This is a genomic window from Pseudomonas sp. GW821-FHT02A11, from assembly GCF_059421985.1.
Genome location: NZ_JBWKWB010000021.1, coordinates 15,535 through 36,341 on the forward strand (window position 1 = coordinate 15,535; position 20,807 = coordinate 36,341).

Below are 20,807 nucleotides of genomic sequence, written 5' to 3' on the forward strand. Positions count from 1 at the left end.
TTGGGGAGCGACGTCATTCGCGATGGCCGAACATACGATGCATCAGTGGCGCCTGTTGGATCGCATCGCGAATGAAGTCGTACCCACAGGTTGATTACCCCTGAAAACGTCGCTCCTGAGAGAACTCTGTCGATAGATCGCACGCAAGTTCTCTTCATCCGCTGGTAAGATGCCGCATTACAACGAAAAAGATTACAAGCAACGGCATTTCGTCCTACAGGGGGTGGTATGGATCTTCAGGTTATTTCCCGCAATGGAGAGCCAGAATACGCGGTGCTGCCATGGGCGCAGTATCAGGCCCTGTTGCAGGCCGCCGGGGTTTCCCGCCCGCAACCCGCCGTCAGCGCTGCACAGGCTGCCGACTCGCCGCCGGCCTGCGACCTTCCTTCACTCCATCAACTGGCTGCGCTGCGTCAGGCCAAGGGCCTGGAGCTGGCGCAACTGGCGCGTACGGTCGGCATCAGCCCGTCGTACCTGGAACTGATCGAAAACGGCAGCCGCCAACCTGATGCCGCGATTCGACGAAGTCTGGCGTGGGAATTGGGTGTGCCGGGCTGGCGAGGTGAGCCATGAGCGTGCGTATCAGCCGTCAGCACTGGCAAGCGCTGCTGGCTGAGCTGGACCTTGCACGTCGTCAACGGCACTTGGTCACTTATCGCGCTCTGCTCGAACGCCTGCAATTGCCGACGCCTGCGATGCAAACCCTGACCGCTGCCCTCGAACATCTCGCTGCCATTGACGCTCGCGCCGAACAGCCGTTGCGCAGCTCGCTGGTCATCAGCCAAGGCGCCAGCCGTCTGCCACGCACCGGCTTTTTTGAATGCGTCGAACGCCTGGGGCGTTTCACCGGGCCGTCCGACGGTGTTGCCGCAGCCTCCTGGCACGCGGCTGAAGTGGTGCGAGTGTTTGAGTTCGAGTATTCGCAATCAGCGAAGCCAGAGTAAGCCGTGAGGGCCCTCCCCAGCCCCATGTCGATCAGCACCGCCAGCTCTTCCTGCAGTTCGATGCCTTCGGCGAACGGTGGGGGTCTGTTCGGTCAGTTCGACCACCACCCGGTTCGGCGCGATGCCGTAGCGTTGCCACAACTGCAACGTGCGCCCTGGCGGGTGCGAGGCTTCCAGCAGGCTGATGGGGGAGTGCAGGGCGCTATTGGACAGGCCGCGGGTCAGGGATTCATAGCCCAGGATGCGGCGTCGGACAGCGACACAATCGGTTGGAACAGGCTGTGCAAGTCGCGGTGAGTCAGAATCGCATTCAAAGCGCTCAGCTGTTCGGTCACGGTCATGGCAATCTCAAGGCAAGAAAAAAGGGCTCGACACCTTGGCGTCGAGCCCCGTATTTCACGACAGGTTCATGAGTGTTTGATGACGCTTTGTTATCACCTCATCATGGTTCATGACGAGGCAGTCATTCCTTCACTTCTTTGCCACAGAACCGCTCAGACCCAGGTAGTCGAGGAGGATCCGACCAGTCTCGGCCAGGTATGCGTCGTCTTCCGGTTTAGTCTTGTCGTCGTCCGCTGGCAATGCGTCTTCGTCTTCTTTCTTAAGCTCTTTGAGCGGCTCTTCGCCCTTGGCCTTGCGGCGGGTGTTTTCCATCACCAGCTGCTTGCTTTCGACGTCGGCGTGCTCGCTGCGGCGTTCGGCTTCGTTGAGGCTGACGGTCTTCTCGCTCATCAGCTTCTTGGCCAGCGCCAGTTTCTGCTCGACGAACACGAACTCGGCGTCTTTGGCCGAGCGCACATCGTGACGCGCCTGCAGCTGGGCCAGGAACGGTTTGAACGGGTCCACTGCCGGCTTGATCGCAGGCTTGATGGTGTCGTAGGTCATCGCTTCCGGCAGTGCGCTTTCGCCGATTTCCTTGGTGTCGATGATCGACGGGTAGGCGATGTCCGGCAGTACGCCCTGATGCTGGGTGCTCTGACCGGACACCCGGTAGAACTTGGCCAGGGTCAGTTTTAGCTCGCCATGGTTGAGCGGCTGGATGGTCTGCACGGTGCCTTTACCGAACGTCTGGCCACCGATGATCAGCGCGCGGTGGTAGTCCTGCATGGCGCCGGCGAAAATCTCCGAAGCCGAAGCGGACAGGCGGTTGACCAACAGCGCCATCGGGCCTTTGTAGAACGCGCCGCTGTTTTCGTCTTCCAGCACGTCGACCTTGCCGTCGGCGTTACGCACCAGCACGGTCGGGCCCTTGTCGATGAACAGGCTGGTCAGCTCGGTGGCTTCCTGCAGCGAGCCGCCGCCGTTGTTGCGCAGGTCGATGACCACGCCGTCGACTTTCTCGGACTGCAGCTCAGTCAGCAGCTTCTTCACGTCGCGCGTGGTGCTCTTGTACTCAGGATCGCCGGCACGGTAGGCCTTGAAGTCCAGGTAGAAGGCCGGGATCTCGATCACGCCCAGCTTGTAGTCCTTGCCGTCCTGATTCAGGTGCAGGATCGACTTCTTGGCGGCTTGCTCTTCGAGTTTCACGGCTTCGCGGGTGATCGACACGATCTTGGTGGTCTGGTCGCTCGGCGCATTGCTGGCCGGGATGATTTCCAGACGCACCACCGAGCCTTTTGGACCGCGGATCAGCTTGACCACTTCGTCCAGCCGCCAGCCGATCACGTCGACCATTTCTTTATCGCCCTGGGCAACGCCGATGATCTTGTCGGCGGTCGCCACCTGTTTGGTCTTGGCGGCAGGGCCGGCCGGAACCAGACGAACGATCTTGACGTTGTCGTTGTCGCTTTGCAGCACCGCGCCGATGCCTTCGAGCGACAAGCTCATGTTGATGTCGAAGTTTTCCGCGCTGTCGGGGGACAGGTAGTTGGTGTGCGGATCGTAGGACATCGCGAAGGTGTTCAGGTAAGCCTGGAAGATGTCTTCGCTGCGGGTCTGACCCAGACGCGCCAACTGGTTCTTGTAGCGCTTGGTCAGGGTTTCCTGGATCTTGGCCGGGTCTTTGCCCGCGATCTTCAGGCGCAGGACTTCGTCCTTGACGCGCTTGCGCCACAGGTCGTCCAGCTCGGCTTCGTTCTTGGGCCACGGAGCGTCCTTGCGATCAACCAGCAAGGTTTCGTTGGTGGTCAGGTCGATCTTGTCGACGCCTTTATTCAGCTGCGCGATGGCGAAGTCCAGACGCGACTTGATGCGGTCCAGATAGCGCTTGTAGATGGTGAAGCCTGGTTGCAGGTCGCCGCTCTTGAGGAAGTCGTCGAACTGAAAACGCCATTTGTCAAACTCGGCGATATCGCTGGCCAGAAAATAACTGCGCGCAGGATCGAGGAGCTTCAGGTAGCTCTGATAGATGATTTCCGAACGCTTGTCGTCCAGCGGCGGCTTGCTGTAGTGGTGGCGCTTGAGCAGCTCCACGACATTCAGACTGGCGATGACTTCATCGCGATCAGGTTGAAGATTGTCCCAGCTATTGGCTGCGAACGAACTGGCTGACATTGGCAATGCCGCCAGGCCAATGAGTAATGCAAGGGTGGTGCTGGGCAAAAAATGCTTCATGCTGATTCGACGCGGGGACAATTGATAACGCATATTAGGCCGTCTTTAAGGTCGCCGGTTCCTCTCAGGCTTCGTGAAAAATCGCGGCGCCAGGCAACGTTTTGGTTGCCCGGGTGCGTGATGTGTTCACACAGACTGATGCGAAACCCGGTCGCATAATGCAAAAAGCCCGAATGCCATGAGGCACGTCGAGCTCAGTCAAGACTCACTATGGAGGCACCGTGAAAGCATTGCAAGGCGTTGAAGGTCACGTGGAATGGGTTGAACAGCCATCTCCGACACTGGATGTAGGGCAAGTGCGCATCAAGGTTGCGGCAGCCGGGCTCAATCGTGCCGATTTGTTGCAGCGCGCAGGTCTGTATCCGCCACCCCCGGGCGTCACGCAAATCCTTGGCATGGAGTGTTCTGGTGTCATCGCCGAGGTCGGTGCCGGTACGTCCTGGCAGGTGGGAGACCGCGTCTGCGCGCTGGTTGCAGGCGGTGCGATGGCCGAAGAAGTGGTGGTCGACGCACGCCATGTTTTACCGGTACCAGAGGGCATGTCGCTGCACGAGGCTGCGGGCATTCCAGAGGTCTATGCCACTGCCTGGCTCAATCTGTTCCAATTGGCGGGCCTCAAGCCGGGCGAAAAAGTGTTGTTACACGCCGGCGCAAGTGGCGTTGGTTCAGCTGCCATTCAGCTGTGCAAGGCTTTCGGCAACCCGTGCTGGGTGAGTGTCGGTTCGGCTGATCGCTTGAAGTACTGTGAAGACCTCGGCGCCCAAGGCGGGGTGATTCGCAGCGAGAGCCTGGATGGCTTGAGCGACTTCGGCCCATTCAACGTGATCCTCGACCCGGTGGGCGCCAACTACGCCGCGCTCAATCTGAAAGTCCTCGGCACTGATGGCCGGCTGGTGCTGATCGGTCTGATGGGCGGGCGCCAGGCTGAGCTGGACCTGGCGCTGGTTTTGGGCAAGCGCATTCAGATCCTCGGCTCGACCCTGCGCAGCCGCGACGATCAGTTCAAGGCCGACCTGCTGGCCGATCTGGGGCAGCACGTCTGGCCGCTGTTCACTGAAGGGCGCCTGAAGCCTCAACTGGCGCGCAGCTTTGCGATTCGCGATGCCGAAGAAGCCTATGCCGAGCTTGCGACCAATCAGGTCTCGGGCAAGATCGTGCTGGTGATTGATCCTTCGTTGAGCTGACGCCAATCGCTCATGGCATCGTGGATCGCCCGATCCCGATGCCGCTGTTTCCCCGACTTTGACCCTTCCTTCCGAGCGACCAGCGGTCGCAAGCACTGTCAAAAGTGACAGTATCCAAGTGGTGCCGGTTGGTGCCTAATCGATTGCACTCAACGTTCTGGCAAGCCCTCCACAGCTCACTTGAAAACTGATTTCAAGCGTGGTGGGGCGGCCGGATTTCAGACTCAAGGACGATGTCTCATGAACAACCTGTATGTGGCAGACCATGACGACTCCGATGAGGGTCGCTGGCAGATCGACGCCGAATTCGAGCTGCCGGTGGTCCCGGCAATTATCAAGGATGATCAAGGCAACGAAGAGGCCGGTGGGCTGCTGCCAAGGACGGCGCTGCAGGACGATCTGGAGGTTATTATTCCAGCATGGCTGTTCGATCAGGCCCGGCCCAATACGGTGATACTGTCCTGGCGTCGCGCGGGGGCACCGTTCGTTTCAGTGGACCGGTTTACGTTTGAGCCGCCCATTCTTCCCGGGGACAAAGCCGTATCTGTTTCGCAGGGGCTACTGCAGGAGGGGGGCTTTGAGCTTTCCTACAAGATTTCACTGCTGGGTAACGACGGGCCGGAGTCGCTGAAAAAGACCGTCACGGTAGACCTGACCGAGCCCGGTGCAGGACTCAAGCCCCAGGCAGGGGTGTTCCCTGTCGAGCTGGGCGGGGTGATCACCGAGGACTACCTGAGCCGCGAAGGCGAGGTGAGGGTTTCGCTGCCCATGTACTTCGGCGCCCGGCCCGGGGACGTCGCCACCTGGTTCTGGACCGACGCCAACCCGCCACCGGACGGCGAACCGGTACAGGGACAGGTGCGATTCTCTCAGGACGACATCGATAACGATCGGTTGATCATTGCGGTCCCCGAGAGCGTTATCACGGCGGCCGGGCAAGGGCCCCGGTATCTGTATTACACACTGGGGGATCTGGCGGGGAACATCAGCACGCGCTCGGAGGTTTCGCCCATTTCGGTGGACCTGACGCCGCCGCCACAAAACCTCAAGCCCGCGCGGGTGCCGTTGTCTGCCCGAGGTCTGATCGATCGCCAGCATGCCCGTGAGGGGGCCAGCAACGAGGGAGGGGTCACGGTCGAGATCGACGCCTATGACAACGCTGAGGCCGGGCATTTCATTCTGATTGACTGGGATGGCACCGCGCTTGCCGAAGTGCCAGTGGTGCCTTCCGGATTCCCGCTGCGCGCTTATGTGCCCTGGAGCACCTTGACCGCCAAGGGGCTGGGCCCGATGACCGTGCAGGTGAACTACCAGGTGCGTCGTGGCACGCTGCTCACCCCGGCGCCAGGGCCTGTGTCGGTACCGGTGGACTTCACCATTGCCGGACAGGATCACGCCAATGCTCCGGCCTTGCTCAATACCACGCTGGATAAACTGGTGGTGTTCGGTGAGAACTCCAACACGGCCAACACGCTTACAGGCGTGGACTTCGGTCTGGACGCCACGGCCACGGTCGCGCTGTTCCAAGACCCCCTTCCCGGCGAGCGGATTGAAGTGTTCTGGGGACGCTCCACATCGCCGGTTGCCGACTACACAGTCAAGAGCGGGGATGTCGCCGGCCAGCCGCTGTCCTTCGTCATTCCTTGGGCCGTCATCGAGCCTGAGCTGGTCAACCCGGCCTTGCCGGTGTTTTACCTGACGGACAACGGCGTCAATCAGCAGACTTCTCGCGTGACCGACGTCAACGTCAACATCGAGGTCGTCGAGGGCCTTCCAGAACCTTCGTTTCCTCACGCCGACCTTTATGGGTACCTCAATTGCTGCGCCGTACCGAGGCTGTGGGAGGGCGTGACGGTGAGGGTCGAGGGCCATGCGCAGTTCGCCGCCGGAGACCGCATCGTGCTCAGCTGGCAGGGCTGCGAAAATCTCAATGGCACCCGGCCGATCCCCGGAGCGGCTGCCACGTTCTCACGAACCTTGACCGCAGCAGAGGCGAGTAATGGTTTCGAACAGGTGGTGCTGCCCTTCGACACGCTGATCGCGCCGATGGTGGACAACGGCTCGGCCGTCGCCTTTTACACGCTTTACAAAGCCAGCGGCACGGTAGGGCGCTCCTATGAGGATTTCGTAAAGATCACCCGAAAAATGCCCAGCGGCCAGATCTGCGGTCCCGACAATGATCTGTGTGTGCAGAGCCAGACAACCGAGCCTGAAGAGGCCGTTTCCGAAACGGTCATGGGCAAGCTGTTGAAAGGGCTTTTTGAACGTTTTCGCAAGTAAACCCGTTGTAAACAAACCGTGGCAGATGCTCGTCGGCCGGGATCAGCAGTACGTCGCCAATGGACTGAAGGCCACTCAAGGAGGAACCGCGATGAGCGTCTCTAACACGATTGACACAAAAAACGCCAACGAGGCACGTCAGAATTTTCTGGCATTTCGCAAGGGGCTGCCCCTGGCCAGGCCTGCCCCGGTCCTGGCCGCAACCAACCCCCTGCTGCCGCCTACGGCAGACGATACGGACTACCAGCTGCCCGCCAGGTTTCAGGGGCAAACCTTGCAGGTGGAGGTCCCTGAGTTTGACGTTGAAGGTAACGCTGGACTGGCCGTTATCGTGCGGTTGATGTGGGATGGCGCCTTGTTGCGCGGCAGTGAATACCGAGGCACGCTGCCGATTCCGCGCGAGGATTTTCCGCTGAAACTGACGCTACCCCCTACCCAGTCCACCCGGGCGGGTCCTCACGCCTTGACCTACAACGTCAACGTGCAAGGCAATGGCGCCGTCTCCGATCCATTGAACTTCTTCATCGACCGGATGGCGCCCAACGGCGGCAATGCGGGTGGCCTTGTGATCCTGCCGCCCGAGATCGAAGCCAATGGCATCACCAAAGAGTATCTGGATGCCAATGGCAGCGTGCTGATTACGGTGCCCGGCGATTATGCCGACCGGAAAATCGGGGACATCGTCACGGTTTACTTCGGCTCCAGCATCCCCACCGCCGTACTGGTCGGTACGATTCCTCGGGGCGATACCACCACCCCCCTGACCATTCCCCTGACTGCAGCGCAGGTGGGGAACGAGGAGGGTACGAAATCCATCTTCTACACCTTGCAAGACAGAGTGGGAAACGTCGGTCCGTCTTCGCAATACAAGCCTGTCGAGGTGATCCTGACCCCCGCACCTGCGGATCTGAAACCGCTGACGATCCCCCTTGCCGCACCCGGTGACGATCTGATCGATCCTCAGGATGCTTCGCTGGGTGTCGATGTACAGATTGAGGCCTACACCCACTATGTGGCGGGTGACGTCGTTGAAGTCACCTGGGGCGGAATCATTGCCGCCGCGCCTGCAGTTCAAGACAGTCCGACGCTGGTGCGCATCCCTTACTCAGCGTTGCTCAAGGGCGGCGGTGAGGGGAAAGGGCCCAAGCCTGTGGATGTAACCTACGCGATCAAACGTGGCAGATCCTACCCTGAAGGCACCGTTGTCAGCATTGAGGTCGACTTGCGCACACCCGGTCCTGAAAACCCGGATATCCCGGACCCAGTCAACCCGGATCTGGAGCTCGTGACTGTTCGCGGTGCCGTCAGTGCCGAGGACAACAAACTGACAGAGGCCGATGATGGCCAGCCCGCCGACGCGACGCTGCTGATCTACAAGCCGCATTTGGATGGTGAATTCGTGCAGTTGTACTGGAACCGGGTGGCGGTTCCGGCGCCCGGTGGCGTGTACAAGGTCGATGGCACAGAACCGGATGACTTCATCATTCCGTTTGTCATTCCGTGGAACATCATTGACGCAGCGGGCAACAACTCAGCATTGCCGGTGCATTACTCGATCACTCATCCCCTGGTGAACGCAGCCGAAGTGCTTTCGCCGGACCAGTCGGTGGAAGTTTCGGTCAAGAAGGTCACTCTACCTGAGGCTAAATTCCTCAATCTCGACGAAGACTTCGGCAATCTCAACTGCCAGTCGCTGAGAAACGTCAGCGGACGTGGGTGGGTTGTGGAAATCCATGTTGATGGCGGGGAACCTGCCCTGGCGGGTCAGCTTCTGACCTTCACCTACCAAGGGCACAATAACGCCGAGAACCGGGACATCACGTTCACGTTCACCTATCAGCCTACCGATCAGGAGGCGAGTGCCGGTTTCAATGTGTACCTGGATTATGAACCTCTGCGTGACACGCGGGACGGTCGGGGAAGTATCGAATACACCGCGAAGATCAACGGATTTGACCGCACCTCTCCCAAAGACGAGGTGGCTGTATGGATGGGGATCGCGGGTGGTCCTGGCCTGACCTGTGAGTTGACACGCTCGGCCAATAGTTGAGATCCCTGTTGTAAAAAAAGGGAAGTGGCTGAGCACTTCCCTTTTCTATCGTCAGTCCAACTAAGAGCAAAACGCTCTAACGGCTAAATCGCTTATCGCGATTTCGAGTAATCCACATTTCTGAAACAGCTATAACTTTAATGAGGTTATACCGAATGATGGGCGATTGAGACTGCAACCAAGTCTCTTGTCATCTTCTGCAGGATGTTTCCTACAAGGTTGTCGGATGCGTCCTGCATAGTTATTTCGGTTTACCCACTACATTTCCTCGCCGTTATTTTCCCTCGGTCATTAAGACCGGCCACCTCAAACGGACTTGAAAAGATGATCCCGTTCCTGACTTACCCTGCGAATGTTGCTGCGCGCTATACCTGCCCCTTGTCACCCGGCCGTTTGGCGGCGGCTACCATTACCTTCTTTTCAATGATACCCATGGCCAGTGCACTCACTGTCGTCACCAACGGTGATGTACTGGATATCATCGCTGCTACCCCGCTGGACGGTTATTCGGTGAGCGGAGCGGGCAGCACACTGAATGCCGCAGCGGCGAATCTCTCATTCGTCGATCTGGCCAGTGGAGGGACTTTCAACATGAACGGCGGGAGCGTGCTGGCCGGCAGTGACGGGGTGGCCATCGAAATGGCCAATGCCACTGCAACCATTACCAACGCGACCATTTCCAGTGACGAGATCGGTCTTTCTGCGGGGCGGGCAGCGGGTGGCAGTGGCTCGCAGGCATCGGTCACGGGCAGCACCATCGAGGGGCTGCAAGCCGGGGCGCGGGTAACCGGGCTGAGCACGGTGCAGCTCAATGACACTCGGGTAACGGGCAGTGGGGTGGGCGGTGTCGGACTGCAGATTCTGGGAGGCGATGTCACCGCCAGCAACGGGTCGACAATCACCGGCGCGCAACAGGGCGTCGTCTTCGCTCAGGACGTACCGGATAACGGCGGGGCGTATCGCCTGGTGCTTGATGGCTCCAGCGTGATCGGCACCGCGGGGCCTGCCATACAAGTGACCCAGGGCGTCACCGCCACCGTGGATGTGCTCAACGGTTCTACATTGAGCGGGGGTAACGGCAATCTGCTGGAGGTTGAAGACAATTCGACGGCCAATGTGCAGGTCAGCGGCAGCACCTTGACCGGTAATATCATCGTGGCCGACGGGAGCACGGGCGCGGTGTCGCTGAGCAACGGGTCGGCGCTGACCGGGTCGTTGACCGGCGTCAATTCCGTCACCCTGGACGCCAGCTCGCTAACGGGGGACTACAGGATTACCGACGGCCGTAACGCCACTCTGGCGTTGCGCAACGGCGCTCGGTTCACCGGTAATCTGATCGACGTTGGCGGCGTCACGCTGGCTGACCAGTCGATCTGGAATATGGTCGCCTCCAACAGCGTCGGTGCGATGTCGATCACCGACAGTTCGGTGAAATTCGGTGCTGCCGATGAATTCTTCCAATTGAATGTCGGCACCCTCGCGGGTAACGGCAACTTCCTGATGGATGTGGATTTCGCTACCAATCAGCATGACCTCTTGAATGTGACAGGGGTTGCAACAGGGACCCATTCCCTGGTGATCCCCGGTTCCGGCGTCGACCCGGTATCGCCCGAGCAACTGACCGTGGTGCGCACGGGCGGTGGCGACGCGACCTTCGCTCTGGCCGGATCAGGCGTAGTGGACGTCGGAACCTTCTCTTATACGCTGGGCTCAGTGGCCAACGGCACCGGCACCGACTGGTTCCTCGATCCGTCGACCAAAACCGTCAGCCCCGGCACGCGTTCTGTGCTGGCCCTGTTCAACACCGCGCCCACCGTCTGGTACGGCGAGCTGACGTCCCTGCGCACGCGCATGGGTGAATTGCGATTCAATGGCGGTCAGGCCGGGGGCTGGGCGCGCACCTACGGCAATAAATACGACGTGAACGAGTCTTCGGGGCTGGGCTATCAACAGACGCAACAAGGCTTCTCGCTGGGCGCCGATGCGCCGCTGCCGATCGGTGACGGTCAGTGGCTGATCGGTGTGCTCGCAGGGCACAGCACCTCTGATCTGGACGTCAGCCGTGGCACCTCAGGCACCGTGAAAAGCTACTACGTGGGCGCCTACACCACTTGGCTGGACAAGGACACCGGCTACTACTTCGACGGGGTGCTCAAGCTCAACCGCTTTCGCAACGACGCCAAAGTCAGCATGAGCGACAACACCCGAGCCAAGGGCGATTATGACAACGTCGGCGTGGGCGGTTCGCTGGAGTTCGGACGCCACATCAAGCTGGACGACGGCTACTTCGTCGAGCCGTTCACGCAGTGGTCCACCGTGGTCATTCAGGGCAAGGATTACGGCCTGGACAATGGCATGGAGGCCCAAGGGGACCGTACTCGTTCGCTGCTGGGCAAGGTGGGCATGACCGCGGGGCGCAATTTTGCGATGGCTGGCGGCAGTGTCGTGCAACCGTATGTGCGGGTGGCAGGGGTTCATGAGTTCGCCAAGAACAACCAAGTGCAGGTCAACAACAACACCTTCAACAATGACCTTTCAGGTTCTCGCGGCGAGCTGGGCGCGGGTGTGGCGGTGGCGTTCAATGACCGTCTGCAACTGCATGCGGATTTCGATTACTCGAACGGCGACAAGATCGAGCAACCGTTCGGGGCCAATGTGGGGTTGCGGTATAGCTGGTGATGAACTCGCCCTGCCGCGACCGGCAGGGCGATACCCCACTTAATTGCCGATACCGACGATGTTGGAGTATGAGCCAAAATTCTCGTATTTCGTCGACAGCGATGATTCCGCACCGGTGACCAAATACTTGACGTAGTTTTGCCACAAGCCTGGAGCAGCGGTGCTGGACCAATAATGCCAGTTGCCCATCGGAAAGTTTGCACCATACAAAGCGTGAATAGCGCGTAGCACGTCAAGTGACGGAATACTCAAACCTCTGCTTTGAGCTATCTTCACCGCTGCCTTATAGGTGTCGTTTCCCAGACCATGGACCATCGTCACGTTCGAGACGGTCACGCGATAGGACCCGGACCTTCCCAGGGCGTCGGTCACCGTAATGTTTGTCGTGCCATTTCCTGTCGAATAAACAAACCCGGCGCTGTTAACGCCAGCTGCTGAAGGATTGCTGGAAGAATACCGGTAAGGCGGGACGCCGCTGGACGGCGTTCTTACGTAGGTGGTACCCCCTGGCCAACTCAGCGGTGGATGACCTGGACTCCCTGCCAGTGCGTAAAACCTGCCATTAAGCGAAACCGGCGACGTATTCAACACGAAGTCCGGCACCGATGGGTTAACCGTAAACGTGCGCACATTCGATGACGCGCCATCACCGTATTGCGCCACGGCCTTCAAGCTGTGCGAGCCCAGTGCGAGCCCTGAAACCGGATGACTCCAGTCGCCATTCGCGTTGACGGATGCCTGGCCTTGGGACGTATTTCCATCGAACACCTCGACCAGCTCGCTGGCAGCGGCCTTCCCCGAAGCGGTGACCGCCGTGTCAGTTGTGGTACTGCCAACCTCTCCTTTGGAATCGCGAACACTGATCAGTGTCGGAACCATCGCCGCCCTGACCGTGAAGTTCCAGGCCGAAGACACCGGCTTGCTCCCATACAGCGCCTTGGCGGTCAGGGATCTGCTTCCCACCGCCAGACCGCTGACCAGCCTCGACCAGGCGCCCGTGGCATCGGCGGTGGCGGTGCCTTTTGAGGTCGCTCCGTCAAACACTTCGACCAGTTGATGGATCGAGGCCCGACCCGATGCCGTCACCCTGTTGGCATAGGTCGAGCCGCCGTTGCTCACCGGCCTGTTCTGCGGATCGACTACGGCGGTAATGGTGGGATTGACCATGGCGACCACAGTGAAGCGGCGCACGGCCGATTCGGCGCCACTGCCATACAACGCCCGCGCCTTGATGTCATGTCGGGTCAAGGTCAGGCCAGCGATGGGGTGTGTCCACACACCGTTGGCATTGGTTGTCGTTTTGCCCATGGATATCGCGCCATCGAAAATCTCCACCTCAAGATTGGCCGTGGCGTTGCCGGTCAGCGTGACTTGGGTGTCGACGGTAAAGCCGTTGGGTGCGACCTCACCATTGGCATCCCGCACGCTGCTGATGGTGGGGGCGACCGCGGCAGACACGACAACCGTCCAGATCGCCGATACCGGGCCTGTTCCGTACAGCGCTTTGGCCTGGAGAGGGTGCGACGCTATGCCAAGGCCCGATACCGGCCGCGACCAGGCGCCCATGTTGTTCGTCACGGCCTGGCCTTTGCTGACGTTGCCGTCAAACAGCTCAATAAGTTGGTCCGGACTCGCCGTGCCGGAAACCGTGACGGTGGTGTCGACCGTGGTGCCGCCATTGGCCACTGGCCCTCGTGAGTCCAGCACTTGCTCGATGACGGGCGTCATATTGGCCAGCACTTCGTACGTGCGAGGCTGTGACACCAGGTCGCTGCCATCGACTGCTCTGGCCGTGATGACGTAGCCTTTCGGGCGCAGCCCGGTCAGCGGTGTCGACCAGTTGCCGCTGGCGTCCGTGCGAACGGTGGTCAGTAACGCGGTGCCGTCGAGAATCTCAAGCTCGGTGTCGAGGGTGCCGGTGCCGCTCAGGTTCAGCGTCGAGTCGAAGGTCGTCCCGCCGTTGCTCACTTCGCCTTTCGAATCCCTGACGCTGACGATGACGGGCGTGACCCAGTCATGGTGCAGCTTGAAGATGTATTGCATCTCGGGCAGGGGCAGGGCGGCGGCTTCGTCGTCGATACCGCCGAACCCTACGTTGCAAATGGCGTTGAGCGCCGAGTCCTGCCCAAGTTTTCCCAACTCTGTACGCAGTACCGCTTGCGAAAGCCCTGCGGCCACCTGCGCGCTGGTGAGTAACTCGCCATTGAGCAGCACGATCGAAAGCGGTCCGCTGCTGGCAGTTTCACCTTCAAGCCGCAACCAGGCACGCTGTCCGGTCGCGATGAACGGCCAAGGGGCGACCGAGGTGGTCGCGTTGCCGGCAAACGTCGCCAGATTCAGCACCTTCGTCTGCGCGTTGGCTTGGGTAATGGCCGGTGAGGGCAATTGGCTGTCCGCAATAGCAGTGATGTCCAGCAGCAAAAAATCGGACAGCTTTTCGGCGGCTGAGCGTTTGACCCGATAGGACACGCTGACCCGCTGGCCGATGTTTGCGCCGATGACGCTGGCCGGAACGGCGAAGTCCACCTGTCCACTCGCGCTCCCCTTGGCTGTTTGGTCGGGAGGTGAGCCGACCCCCGGCGTACCGAGCCAGGACAACGTGATGATGTCCTGCGGGTCCATGTTTGCGTAGCGCACCCGCACGGTTGCGCCGGTTTGGGCCTGCATCGGGTCAAGCCTGTTGCCGTTTGCCTGGAGCACGCCCGGTGCGGGCAGATCGCCGATCAGCTTGCCGATGATCAGGTCCAGCACGGCCGAGTATTGGTAAGCGCCGGTGCTGGCCAGCTTGAGGCTGTAATAGAGCTTGACGATGTTGTTGATGTTGGGTTCGATCAGCGTCCTGGGGATGTTGAACGTGATTGGCCGGCCCGCAACCGGCTGGGTAATGGGCAGCCAGTCGCTGGCGCTGCCATCCAGGGATTCGCCCTGCCAATACCAGGTCAGAATATCCCCCGCGGCGGTGCCGGTGTATGGCATGCGATAGATCGCGTAGTCGGTGATCGTTTCGGGGTCCAGAACGCCATCGGGCGCTTCGTCCACCGAAGGCGCGGGCAACTCGGCGTAACGGGCGCGAAGGTTCAGAAAAAGATGATCCGAGACCCGTACGTCTAAAGTGCCCGGGTCGTCGTTGGACACCCGATAGCTCAGGTCCAGCGTGCCGTTGGCGAGCACAGCGATGTGCTCTTCGGCGACTGGAATGTAAAGGGGTTGGCCGACTTCGCTTGCCGAAACGAAGTGCTGGTCTTCGTACAGATACGGCGTGTCGTTTTGTCGTGTGCCCAGCCAGATCAGATCGATCAAGTCACCACTGGCCATTTTGTCGTAGGTCGGGATCTGCACATGCACGCGTTCAAGCGTCGGGTCGAGGGTGTCGCCGACCGCCTCGAATACCATGGGGGCAGGGAGCGGGATCTTGCCCGTGACCCGCGCGGTGGCGCGTTTGGAGGATTGAGGTGGATCACCGTTGGCTTTGGTCAGCACATACGTGGCGGTGCCGCTGCCGTCCCGAATGGCGCGTATCTCTGCGTTGGGGACCTGGATTTGTGCCACGGAAGGGACATTAGTCAGGGTATGAGTGTCGATGAATTCCCGCACGTCGCCGACACTGGTTGTGCCTGTCCAGGTCAGGGTGAGCAAGTCGTTTGGTTCGAAGGGCGGGCCGAAAACCGGGATCTGCACGGTCGCATTCGCAGACCCCAGCAGCGCGAGATCGATGACACCGTTGTCTGAGTCCTTGATTATCGGCGCGTCCAGGCGCTGAGCGCCAGCCTCTACTTTCACGAACGTGCGCAGCGACCAAGCCGTCGAAAAATTCCAGACCTCATCGAACACCTGGTACTGCACCAGCAGATTGGGTGAATCTCCCCCGGCCAGGATCGTGGCCTGATCCACGGTGATCACGATGGGCGCTGACCCCGCCGCTTGCGCCTCCGTCACGCGATGCGTGACTGTTGCATCGCCCCATTGCATCTCGATTGTGTCGCGAGCCGCGCGTGCGGGGTACGCCGCAATTTCTACCGGCACGCCACGGGCCGCCCAACTGGCGTCGACACCATTGTCGATCACATCCTGCGGCAGCCTTGGGGCGGCGAGCTCCGAGTGGCCGGGAAGGTGCGGATCCCGATCAACGCCGGCTGGCAGGTCGAGCTTGACCCGAATGCGCAGCGGGATGCTGTCCTCGGGAGCGGAAGAACCGGCACGGGTCAGACGATAGAACACCTTTTCCCCCCAGTCTGGAACGACGGGCTCTGTAGGCAGGAAAAAGATCAGACGCCGATCGACATCCGCCGCTTCCACACTTCGGCTGGCGACTTTCTCATCGTCCCAATAGACCTCGACATGATCACCCTCGGCCATGCGCTGCCAGGGGTCCACCGCCGTGAGCAGACCCGCCGGGTTGTCGTTCACCATCGAGTGATTGACGCCCCCGTCACCGTTCTCAACCGGGGTGACCATGCCAGCGATAAGCAATGGGCGCAAAGCCAGAATCGGGTAATCCCGGTCCAGTGCCGGGAAGAGGGTAGGGGTATAGCGCTTCATGAGTTGAGTCCTTTCGAGTTTATGGATCCTTGAGGCGTCTTGGCAGTGATGTGCGCGGATGTGACAGAGGATGCCGACGCATGGGCTCTGTCACATTACGGGTTCGCTCATCTCAGGATGAGTAGGCCACAGTCCCTGAGAGGGTCACGCTGGTGTCGGTGGTGGTGCCGCCGTCGGGAATAATCGTTCCTTTTGAGTCTTTGACGTCGGTGATGGCGACGGCAGTGACGGCGATCACCTTGAAGCTGCGTACAGCCGATTCAGGGTTGTCGCCGTATTGCGCCACCGCCTTGATGGCATGGGTTGCAACGCTTAAGCCGGTTAGCTCTTGCGTCCAGTCACCGTTGGTATTTACCGGCGGCTTGCCTTTGGAGGTGGTGCCGTCGAAGACTTCAACGGCCTGGTTGGGCGAGGCTTTCCCGGAGACCGTCACCGTGGTGTCGAAGGTGCTGCTACCGTCAGGGATTTCGGCGCCTTTGGAGTCCTTGATGCTGGCGATGCTCGGAGGATCAAGTGCCACGACGCCGACTTCGAAGCCAAAGCTATCCGAATAACTCGTACCGGTACCTCCCGCACGGAGCACCTGATAAGAAGCGTCGACTCTGCCTTGATCATTGGGCTTGATCGCGGTGCCGGGAATCGTGAACGGGATCGGATAGTCCAGGTTGCGGCTGTTGACGGGCATTTTATCGTCATAGGTGCCGCTCACGCTGCCTTTCCACACCACCGTGATCTGATCGCCAATCGCCTTGCCTGGGTAATTGGGCACTTCGAGTTCCGTGCTGGCAAGGTTGGGGTCCAGGACACCATTGTCCACGTCGGGGACTTTTGGCGCAGGCAATTCGTTGCGCGGCTCTCCTACCGCTAGCTCGGTTGTACGCTCCGATTCCCGATTGACGACCTGCCCGTTCACTTCCTGTTCGAGCACGTAGTAGAGCTGCAGTTTGCCGCCTTCGATCGCCTTCAGGTGAGTGCCCTCGACTGTGAAGATCAGCGGCTGTTTGACGTTGGCATCGCCATTGCTGATGAATCTGGGGGGCAGGTTCGGATCGTAGATAGTGCCATCCGGTCGGGTGCCCAGCCATCTCAGCGTTACCATGTCCCCGGCGGTCATGCTGTCGTCCCATGGCACTTCGATGGTGGTCGTTGGCAGCTCCGGATCAATAGCGCCTTGTGAGGCATCCTTGGCGACGGGAGCTGGCAAACGAATGGCCTCACCGACGATGCTGATGAACGAACCTCTGGATTTGGCTTGCCCTCCCGCTTTGTAATTGACTTCATAAGAGAAGATCGCTTGAGTCTTTGCCAGCTTGCGCACTTCGGCATTGGGGATCGGCACTTCATAAATAGCGGGCAAATTGTTCACGATGACTTCAGGCGCCGTATAGCTCACCTCGGCGCCCTCGGTCGTGGTGCCTCGCATCGTCACCACGATCTTGTCGCCGGGGTTGAAATCAGCGAAGAGGGCCTGACCGTTCAGCGTTTCGTTACCCAACGATTGTGCTGTGGTCAACGCCTCGAATTGTGCCACCAGCTCCGCGCTGAGTACTCCTCTTCTGGACATGGCGATGATTTGCGCGGTTGCAGGTCGGGCGCCGAGGGTATCGAGGTCCAGCACATTGTTGTTGATGGCCTCTTTGATGATGGGGCTGTTCAGGCGGGAGTTGCCCGCATCGACGACGATGCGTGTTTCAGCCGCCCAGTCTTCGGAGCGATTGTCGACCAGGTCATACACTTCGAAAGTGACGGCAAGACCGTTGGGCCCGGAATCACCTGCCGCGACAATATCCTCTTTCGTTGCAGTCAGCACGATGGGTTGCCCGACTTGGGCTTGAGTGACGGTGTGCCAGATGAAATGGCCGCCCCAGGACAGCTTTATCACATCCAGTGCGGCCATATTTGGGTAAGGATCTATGGTGATTGGCACACCCTTTTCGGCCGCTTCCGCATCCACGCCGTCGCTGATGATGTTCGCGGGCAGGGAGAGTGTCAGTTCGGAATGGCCTGGAATGCTCCCATTCTCATCCTCGCCGCCGGGACGATCGAGCTTGACCAGGATGTTCGTCAGCGCAGAGGGTTCCGGCGTTTGACCCAGACGGGTGACGATGTATCCAAGGGTGTGCCTGGAGGGAGGCTGGGTCAGGTGCCTGGCTTCGACAAAGGTGGTGACACGCTGACCTACGTCCGACGCGGTGATCGTCTCGGTCCGAACGGTCTTGCCGTCCAGCTGCACAGCCACACTGTCGGCGAGGTTCATATCCCGCCATTCCCGGATGTAGACCTGCAGGCCATGCTGCGGAAAGTTGTCGAGTGCTGCCCCGTGGTTGATGCCCAACAATGTCTCCCCTGCATCGGCCGGGGGGCTGGGCAGTGGCCCGGTGGCGCCGGGGATTTCCAGTTCGATCAGTGCCAGCGCCGACGCTCCCATGATCGATGAACCACCGGGGTCCTGATGCTGAACAATGAGCTCGATCCCGGCCTCCATGTCGTGGGTTTCGATCAGCTTGCTCATGCACAGCTGATCGTCCAGCAGCACGCTGACTCGTATCCCCGTCTTGGCCCCATGCAGAGGGTAATTCATCAGAAACCTGGAGGGCCCATTGTCGGAGGAGTCGACCGTATTGCGTGGCAGCAGCACAAGTGTGACGCCGCTCTCCAACACTTCCGTGTTCAACGTTTTTTGCAGACCAACCTGATCGTTGAGCAGCACGGTGAATTGCGTGTTTTTTTGCGTGGTGTTCGATGGGGTGAGGATCAGATACTGCCGGGAAGTTGAAGAGGACGGGGTGCTGGTCATGCTCGTTGACTCCTGTGGATTACCTCAGATTCATTGAGCGCCGGTTCGTGATGTTTGCCAACTGTCAGAAATGACAGGTTTTGCTACCGCTGGTCGGGGTTTCAGCGTCACGGGACAGGGTCATCAACCGGCCAGATATCGGCGCCCTGGCCCTGACGAATCCTGCTTGTCAGGGTTGCATTTCCAGGCGCAAGTTGGTCGTCGGGTATGTAGTCGAAAGGTTGTGCTTGAGTGAGTGTCACTCGGACCACAGGTAAAAACATGCCCGTCGCGTTGAAATAGTCACGTTGGATGAACTGAGCGCGTGGCAACGCGTTCGCGGCGCTGTAGAAGAAAGCCTCCAGGGGAATTTGCGACGGTATGTCTTGCGGCCATGCGGCCACGATGAGTTCGTTCCAGCCTCCTCTGACGGACGGTGTAAGCTCGCTGCGCACCAGGATGCTGAGTTGAAACTGGGCGGGGCCGGAGGTAAACGCACAACTGCCACCGGGTGAAGCTCCATGCTTTACTCGCCAGCTCTCGACGCTGACGATCCCCTGTTGTTCACAACTGGCTCGACAACTGTCCGGGATACTGCTGGTGCCCGCGTTCACGGGATAACTGCAACGAAGCGTTATGGGGTGCTTGGTCGGGGCGAACGACTCTTTCATCGTGAAGCCCTGGGCAGCGGCGAGCGTGGTCGTACCGACGTCTGCTCTGAGGTAGCTGAATGACACGCCGTTTCGCCCCACGGAATTGGGGCTGGGGTTCCAGGCATGATAAGCCGTCGTGGCGGCGGCGCCACGAATCAGCACACCATTGCAAAAGTACGCAGCCTGTTGATTCATGCATTCGGTACGGGTGTCGCCATAGCGTCTGTTCAGGCTGGCGGCCACTTGATAGCCGAGATACAACTGATCCTGAAGATTGAACCCGAACACCTTGCCCGTGCTGTCATTGAGGTCCATGCGCAACAAGGGTAGCCACTGACCCGTCGCATTGAAGTAGTCCCGCTGATCCTGTTGCCCGGCGATCAGCGAGCCACTTTGATTACGGTCGTAAAACAGTGCTTGTATCGGAAGGCTTTCAGGCCGCGTATCGTCCCACGCCTTGACTTGCAGGCGATTCGCCTTGGCAGCCCATTCGTTGCTTAGCCCCTTGTGGGCTTTGAGGCTGGCGTCGAACTGAGCGGGTTCGAGGCTGCTCAACGAACACTGCTGTGCGGGCTGGCTGCCTGATTGCTCAAAATGCGCCAGCCAACTCGCGCTGTCGGTGACCCCCACGCCAGCGCACGAGCTGACATCGGCGGCAGTCTGCCGAGACTCTAGGGGCAGGCCGCAGCCATGGTCGGCTCGGCTGGCGTCCAGCGCTTGCGCCAGCGGGTAGGCGCATACGACTTCCAGCGTCTTACCGTCCCCTATTGCCGTGAAAAGATCGCTAAAAATCACCCCATGGGGGGCGCCGAGCTCGCGGATGCCCAAATCGCGGCGCAGGTAAGCGAAACCTTGGGCCCTCAGGGCTTGGGCGTCACTGTCGAGTTTCCAGAACGGCTGTCCGCTCACCGGCGCTTCGGCCCTCAGCAGCACGCCATTGCAATACCAGGCAGGTTTGCTGGCGGCGCAGGTCGTGGTGGTGTCCTGATAGCGGGTATTGAGCAATTGCGCGGTTTGCGGACCGGTGATTGCAGCGTGTGCGATGAGGCAGTGGAACACCAGCAGCGAAGCAACCACCCGGCTTAAAAACGCAGGAAGTGTGTTCATGGTCGTCCTGACCTCTTGGCGATGAGAGAGCACCCGCCTGCT

General features: G+C 60.0%; 10 protein-coding genes and 1 pseudogene. 6 read left to right on the forward strand and 5 right to left on the reverse strand.

Annotated elements, in window-relative coordinates; genetic code table 11:
* Positions 1–228 precede the first annotated feature (228 nt).
* Positions 229–573: a helix-turn-helix domain-containing protein gene (locus tag AC07V9_RS23150; RefSeq protein ID WP_495017968.1), complete on the forward strand. Its 345-nt coding sequence runs from the start codon at positions 229–231 to the stop codon at positions 571–573.
* Positions 570–944 (forward strand): hypothetical protein, encoded by a 375-nt coding sequence (locus AC07V9_RS23155; RefSeq protein ID WP_495017969.1) that lies wholly within the window; start codon positions 570–572, stop codon positions 942–944. The genes AC07V9_RS23150 and AC07V9_RS23155 overlap by 4 nt, the downstream gene beginning before the upstream one ends.
* A gap of 75 nt (positions 945–1,019) precedes the next feature.
* Here AC07V9_RS23155 and AC07V9_RS23160 read toward each other — a convergent pair.
* A pseudogene (locus AC07V9_RS23160) lies at positions 1,020–1,285 on the reverse strand (diguanylate phosphodiesterase); the annotation flags it as partial.
* 130 nt (positions 1,286–1,415) lie between these two features.
* Entirely contained in the window at positions 1,416–3,497 is a 2,082-nt protein-coding gene (locus AC07V9_RS23165) for a carboxy terminal-processing peptidase (protein WP_495017970.1), read from the reverse strand.
* Positions 3,498–3,718: 221 nt separating this feature from the next.
* Between AC07V9_RS23165 and AC07V9_RS23170 the strand changes: the two genes are divergently transcribed.
* From AC07V9_RS23170 to AC07V9_RS23185, 4 genes are all read left to right on the forward strand, one after another.
* On the forward strand, positions 3,719–4,681 hold the full coding sequence (locus tag AC07V9_RS23170; RefSeq protein WP_495017971.1) for an NAD(P)H-quinone oxidoreductase: 963 nt from the start codon (positions 3,719–3,721) through the stop codon (positions 4,679–4,681).
* A 240-nt stretch (positions 4,682–4,921) separates the two neighbouring features.
* On the forward strand, positions 4,922–6,961 hold the full coding sequence (locus tag AC07V9_RS23175) for a hypothetical protein (protein ID WP_495017972.1): 2,040 nt from the start codon (positions 4,922–4,924) through the stop codon (positions 6,959–6,961).
* Between the two features lie 91 nt (positions 6,962–7,052).
* The gene (locus AC07V9_RS23180) at positions 7,053–9,011 is read left to right on the forward strand and encodes a hypothetical protein (protein WP_495017973.1); all 1,959 of its coding nucleotides are present in this window, start codon (positions 7,053–7,055) and stop codon (positions 9,009–9,011) included.
* A 432-nt stretch (positions 9,012–9,443) separates the two neighbouring features.
* Positions 9,444–11,690 (forward strand): autotransporter outer membrane beta-barrel domain-containing protein, encoded by a 2,247-nt coding sequence (locus tag AC07V9_RS23185; protein ID WP_495017974.1) that lies wholly within the window; start codon positions 9,444–9,446, stop codon positions 11,688–11,690.
* A 39-nt stretch (positions 11,691–11,729) separates the two neighbouring features.
* Here the strand turns inward: AC07V9_RS23185 and AC07V9_RS23190 are convergent, their stop codons facing one another.
* From AC07V9_RS23190 to AC07V9_RS23200, 3 genes are all read right to left on the reverse strand, one after another.
* A complete protein-coding gene (locus AC07V9_RS23190) occupies positions 11,730–16,229 on the reverse strand; it encodes an immunoglobulin-like domain-containing protein (protein WP_495017975.1) in 4,500 nt (1,499 codons plus the stop codon).
* 112 nt (positions 16,230–16,341) lie between these two features.
* The gene (locus AC07V9_RS23195; RefSeq protein ID WP_495017976.1) at positions 16,342–19,026 is read right to left on the reverse strand and encodes a hypothetical protein; all 2,685 of its coding nucleotides are present in this window, start codon (positions 19,024–19,026) and stop codon (positions 16,342–16,344) included.
* A 107-nt stretch (positions 19,027–19,133) separates the two neighbouring features.
* Positions 19,134–20,765, reverse strand: a complete 1,632-nt coding sequence (locus tag AC07V9_RS23200) for a hypothetical protein (protein WP_495017977.1) — start codon at positions 20,763–20,765, stop codon at positions 19,134–19,136.
* Positions 20,766–20,807 lie beyond the last annotated feature (42 nt).